This window comes from Streptomyces himastatinicus ATCC 53653, assembly GCF_000158915.1.
Lineage (GTDB): Bacteria > Actinomycetota > Actinomycetes > Streptomycetales > Streptomycetaceae > Streptomyces > Streptomyces himastatinicus.
In genome coordinates, this window is the sequence record NZ_GG657754.1 from 1596175 (window position 1) to 1600039 (window position 3865).

General features: G+C 75.6%; 5 protein-coding genes and 1 pseudogene. 4 read left to right on the forward strand and 2 right to left on the reverse strand.

Annotated features, from left to right (window positions below):
* The 4 genes and pseudogenes from SSOG_RS47535 to SSOG_RS06100 form a co-directional block, all read left to right on the forward strand.
* A pseudogene (locus SSOG_RS47535) lies at positions 1–414 on the forward strand (MFS transporter); the annotation flags it as partial.
* 49 nt (positions 415–463) lie between these two features.
* Positions 464–1198, forward strand: coding sequence for a maleylpyruvate isomerase family mycothiol-dependent enzyme (locus SSOG_RS06090; protein ID WP_009713332.1), 735 nt, complete (start codon positions 464–466; stop codon positions 1196–1198).
* A gap of 34 nt (positions 1199–1232) precedes the next feature.
* Positions 1233–1478 carry a DUF6332 family protein gene (locus tag SSOG_RS06095; RefSeq protein ID WP_009713333.1) on the forward strand — a complete coding sequence of 82 codons (246 nt, stop codon included), beginning with the start codon at positions 1233–1235 and terminating at the stop codon, positions 1476–1478.
* On the forward strand, positions 1475–2374 hold the full coding sequence (locus SSOG_RS06100) for a DUF2797 domain-containing protein (RefSeq protein ID WP_009713334.1): 900 nt from the start codon (positions 1475–1477) through the stop codon (positions 2372–2374). Before SSOG_RS06095 ends, SSOG_RS06100 begins: the two co-directional genes overlap by 4 nt.
* Positions 2375–2391: 17 nt before the next feature.
* Here SSOG_RS06100 and SSOG_RS06105 read toward each other — a convergent pair whose 3' ends face one another.
* Entirely contained in the window at positions 2392–3057 is a 666-nt protein-coding gene (locus SSOG_RS06105; RefSeq protein WP_009713335.1) for a response regulator, read from the reverse strand.
* A gap of 5 nt (positions 3058–3062) precedes the next feature.
* Positions 3063–3865 (reverse strand): sensor histidine kinase (locus tag SSOG_RS06110; RefSeq protein WP_039936695.1); only part of this gene is annotated, 803 nt, incomplete at its 5' end.

Sequence of the window (3865 nt, forward strand, 5' to 3'; positions counted from 1 at the left end):
TCTTCGCGCTGACGATGGCCATCGGGCGGCTGTCCGGCACGGTCCCTGCTCGAACGGCTCGGCCAGACCACGACGCTGGCCGCGGGCGGCGCCACGGCAGCCGCCGGGATGCTGCTGGGCGCGCTCGCGCCGACGGTCTGGCTCACCCTGCTCGGCTTCGCGGTCACCGGGCTCGGCCTGGCCAACCTCTTCCCCGTGGCCATCGCCCGGGCGGGCGCGCTGACCGGCCCCAGCGGGGTCGCCGCGGCCTCCACCCTCGGCTACGGCGGCATGCTGCTGGGCCCGCCCGCGATCGGCTTCCTCGCCGACTGGCTCTCGCTGCCCGCCGCCCTCACCACGGTCGCCGCGCTGGCGGCGGTCGCGGCCGTCGTCGCGTACGCCACGCGCAACGCGGCACACCCCGGGGTTGGTTGAATTCCGCCAGGTCACCCCGCATGTCGGTGGTGGCTGGCAGAATTCCGCCATGGAGATTGCCGAGCTGATCGACGTCCTGGACCGCGAGGGACACCTGATGGCCGACGCCGCGGCCAAGGCGGGCACGGACGCCCGGGTGCCCACCTGCCCCGAGTGTCGGGTCAGGGAGCTGCTGTCGCACACCGGGCGGGTGCACCGTTGGGCCAGAAGGTACGTCATCGAGGGCCTGACGGAGGGGGTGCGGCTGGGTGACGATCCGGAGCTGGACGGCGCCGAGCTGGTGGCCTGGTTCCGGGAGGGGCATCGTGCGCTGGTCAAGGCGCTCACCGACGCCGATCCGGACCTGGAGTGCTTCGCCTTCCTGCCCGCTCCCTCACCGCTGGCGTTCTGGGCCCGGCGGCAGGCCCACGAGACGGCGATCCACCGGGTCGACGCGGAATCGGCGCTGGGCGCTGACCACTCGCCCTTCGATCCGGCCTTCGCGGCGGACGGGATCGATGAGCTGCTGACCCGTTTCCACGGGCGGGAGCGCAGCCGGGTGCGGATGGACACCCCGCGCACCCTGCGGCTGCGGGCCACCGACACCGACGACATCTGGACGGTGCGGCTCTCCGAGGAGCCCCCGCACACCACGCGCGGCGCCGAGGGGGACGCGGACTGCGAGCTGACGGGTCCGGTCGGCGAGCTGTATCTCGTGGCGTGGAACCGCCTGCCGTACAGCGCGCTGAGCGGCAAGGGCGACCTGTCGCTCGCGCAGGTGTGGCGGGAGCAGTCGCGGGTGTGAGCGGCATGTGGGCCGAGGAGAGGACTGATGCCGGATGACCGGACCCCGTAGCCAGGCCGAGCGGGACGCGCTCACCGTGGAGATCGTGTTCGCCCTGGTCACGGGCGCCTTGCTGGCGGGCGTCCTCTTCGTCGCCGTCGCGAGCCCCGCGCTCTTCGGCGAGCTGGGGCGGACCCAGGAGGCCGGGTGGCGGACGGCGGCCGCCACCGCGGCCACCGCCGGGTTCGCCTACCGCGTGATCAGGGTGCTGTGGCTGCCCCGTGAGCGGCGCCGCGGATGACCGGGGACCGGCGGTGGCGGTGTGCGGGGCTGCGCTGGTCCCGCCGCTCCGGACCGGTGCTCCTGTGGCGCCACCCGGCCCACGGTGAGCGGACGTCCGCGCTGACGCCGGACCGTCCGCTGGCCTTCACCACCGGGCCCGGGCGCCACTGCACCGGGGTGCGCCGGGGCACCCGGCACACCCCGTGCCCCGACGACGCCGAGGTGGCGGCGTCCACCGTCTCGGACCAGTGCGCGGACTGCGCCCGGCTCGACCGTTCGTACTCGGTGGCCGCCGACACCCGCGGCGACGACCCCCGCCCGTACGACGTCTATCTCGCCTGGTTCGGGCCGGGATTGGTCAAGGTCGGCATCACGGCGGCCGAGCGGGAGGGCGTACGGCTGCTGGAGCAGGCCGCGCTCTCGTACGCCCTGCTCGGCCGCGGCCCCCTGATGGCCGCGCGCCGCGCGGAGGCCGTGCTGGGCGCCGCGCTCGGCGTCCCGGACCGCTTTCCGTACGCCGCGAAGCGCGCCGCGCGCGAGGCCCCGCCGCCCCGGGAGCACCGCGCCGCCGAACTCGCGGCGCTGCACGAGCGGGCGGGCGGGCTCGGCGGTCTGCCGGAGTCGCTGGCCCTCACCGCCTTCGCGCCGGTCCACCACGACGAGGCGTTCCACCTGGAGCGGCTGCGTCCGGTGCAGGGGGTGGTGCGCCTCGCCGCCGATCGCACGGTGGCGGGGCGCGTCGAGGGCGTGGCGGGCCCGGACATCCATCTGACCGCGTCGGACGGCCGCGCCCTGCTGCTGGACGGCCGTCTGCTGGCGGGCCGTCCGCTCGGCGCGGCCGCGGCGGACGCGGAGACGACGGCCCCGGTGGAGGCTCCGGCGCGGGCGCCCGCGAGCCCGGAGGCGCTGTTCTAGCCACATGGGCCGGGGCGTCAGCCCAGCCAGCCCGGGCGCACCAGACCCGACTCATAGGCCAGGACGACAAGTTGGGCGCGGTCGCGCGCGCCCAGCTTGACCATCGTGCGGCTCACATGGGTCTTGGCCGTGAGCGGGCTGACGACCAGCCGCCGCGCGATCTCCTCGTTCGACAGACCGATCCCGACCAGTGCCATCACCTCCCGTTCCCGCTCGGTCAGCTCCGCGAGGACCGAGGCGGGCGCGGGCTCCTTCGAACGGGCGGCGAACTCGGCGATGAGGCGGCGGGTGACCCCGGGCGACAGCAGCGCGTCGCCGTCGACCACGGCCCGCACGGCGCGCAGCAGCTCCTCCGGTTCGGTGTCCTTGACCAGGAAGCCGGAGGCGCCGCCGCGGATGGCCTCGAAGACGTACTCGTCCAGCTCGAAGGTGGTCAGCATGACCACCTTCACCTCCGCGAGGGCGGGATCCTCGGTGATCCGGCGGGTCGCGGCGAGGCCGTCGAGGAGGGGCATGCGGATGTCCATGAGCACGACATCGGGGCGGTGCTCCCGCACCCCCTTCAGGGCCTGCTCCCCGTCGGCGGCCTCGGCGACCACGTCGATGTCCGGCTGGGCGGCCAGCAGCGCCCGGAAGCCCGCCCGGACCAGGATCTGGTCATCGGCGAGCAGGACGCGGATCACTCGGCTCACGGTGTCTCCTCGGTGGCATCGGGGGCGGCGGGCTCATCGCGCGGGGCGGTCGTCACGGTGAGCGGGATGCGGGCGTGCACGCGGAAGCCGCCGTCCGGGCGCGGGCCCGCCTCCACCGTGCCGCCGAGGGCGGCGGCGCGTTCGCGCATACCGACCAGGCCGTTGCCGCCGCCCGTCGCGCCGTCCGCCGTGTCGTCCGTGGCCGCCGGGCCGTCGTCGTCCACCCGCAGCTCCAGCTCTTCCGGGGCGTACGACAACCGGACGCGCGCGCTCCGTGCGCCGGAGTGGCGGACGATATTGGTCAGCGCCTCCTGGACGATGCGGAACGCGGCCAGGTCCGTGCCCGGCGGCAGGGCGGCCCGTACGCCCCGCGTCTCCACCTCCACCGTCAGCCCCGCGCCCGCGGCCTGTTCGGTCAGCTCCGGCAGCCGGTCGAGACCGGGCGCGGGCTGGCGCGGCGCGGCGCCGGAGGCGCGCAGGGTGTCCAGGACCTGGCGTACCTCGCCCAGCGCCTCCTTACTGGCCGCCTTGATGGTGGTCAGCGCGGTGCGGGCCTGTTCGGGGTCCTGGTCGAGGAGGGCGAGGCCGACCCCCGCCTGCACGTTGATGACCGAGATGCTGTGGGCGAGGACGTCGTGCAGTTCGCGGGCGATCCGCAGCCGCTCCTCGTCCGCCCGGCGCCGTACCGCCGCCGCCCGCTCCACCCGCTCACGGGCCCACTGCTCGCGCCGTACGCGCACGAGTTCGGCCGCGGCGAGCACCGCCGCGGCCCAGGCCGCGACCGCCACCTCCTGCCCCC

What these genes read in the sequence shown, in the direction of transcription:
- SSOG_RS06090 (WP_009713332.1), top strand. Translation starts at nt 464, where the DNA reads ATGGAGATTGCCGAGCTGATCGACGTCCTGGACCGCGAGGGACACCTG.
- SSOG_RS06095 (WP_009713333.1), top strand. Translation starts at nt 1,233, where the DNA reads ATGACCGGACCCCGTAGCCAGGCCGAGCGGGACGCGCTCACCGTGGAG.
- SSOG_RS06100 (WP_009713334.1), top strand. Translation starts at nt 1,475, where the DNA reads ATGACCGGGGACCGGCGGTGGCGGTGTGCGGGGCTGCGCTGGTCCCGC.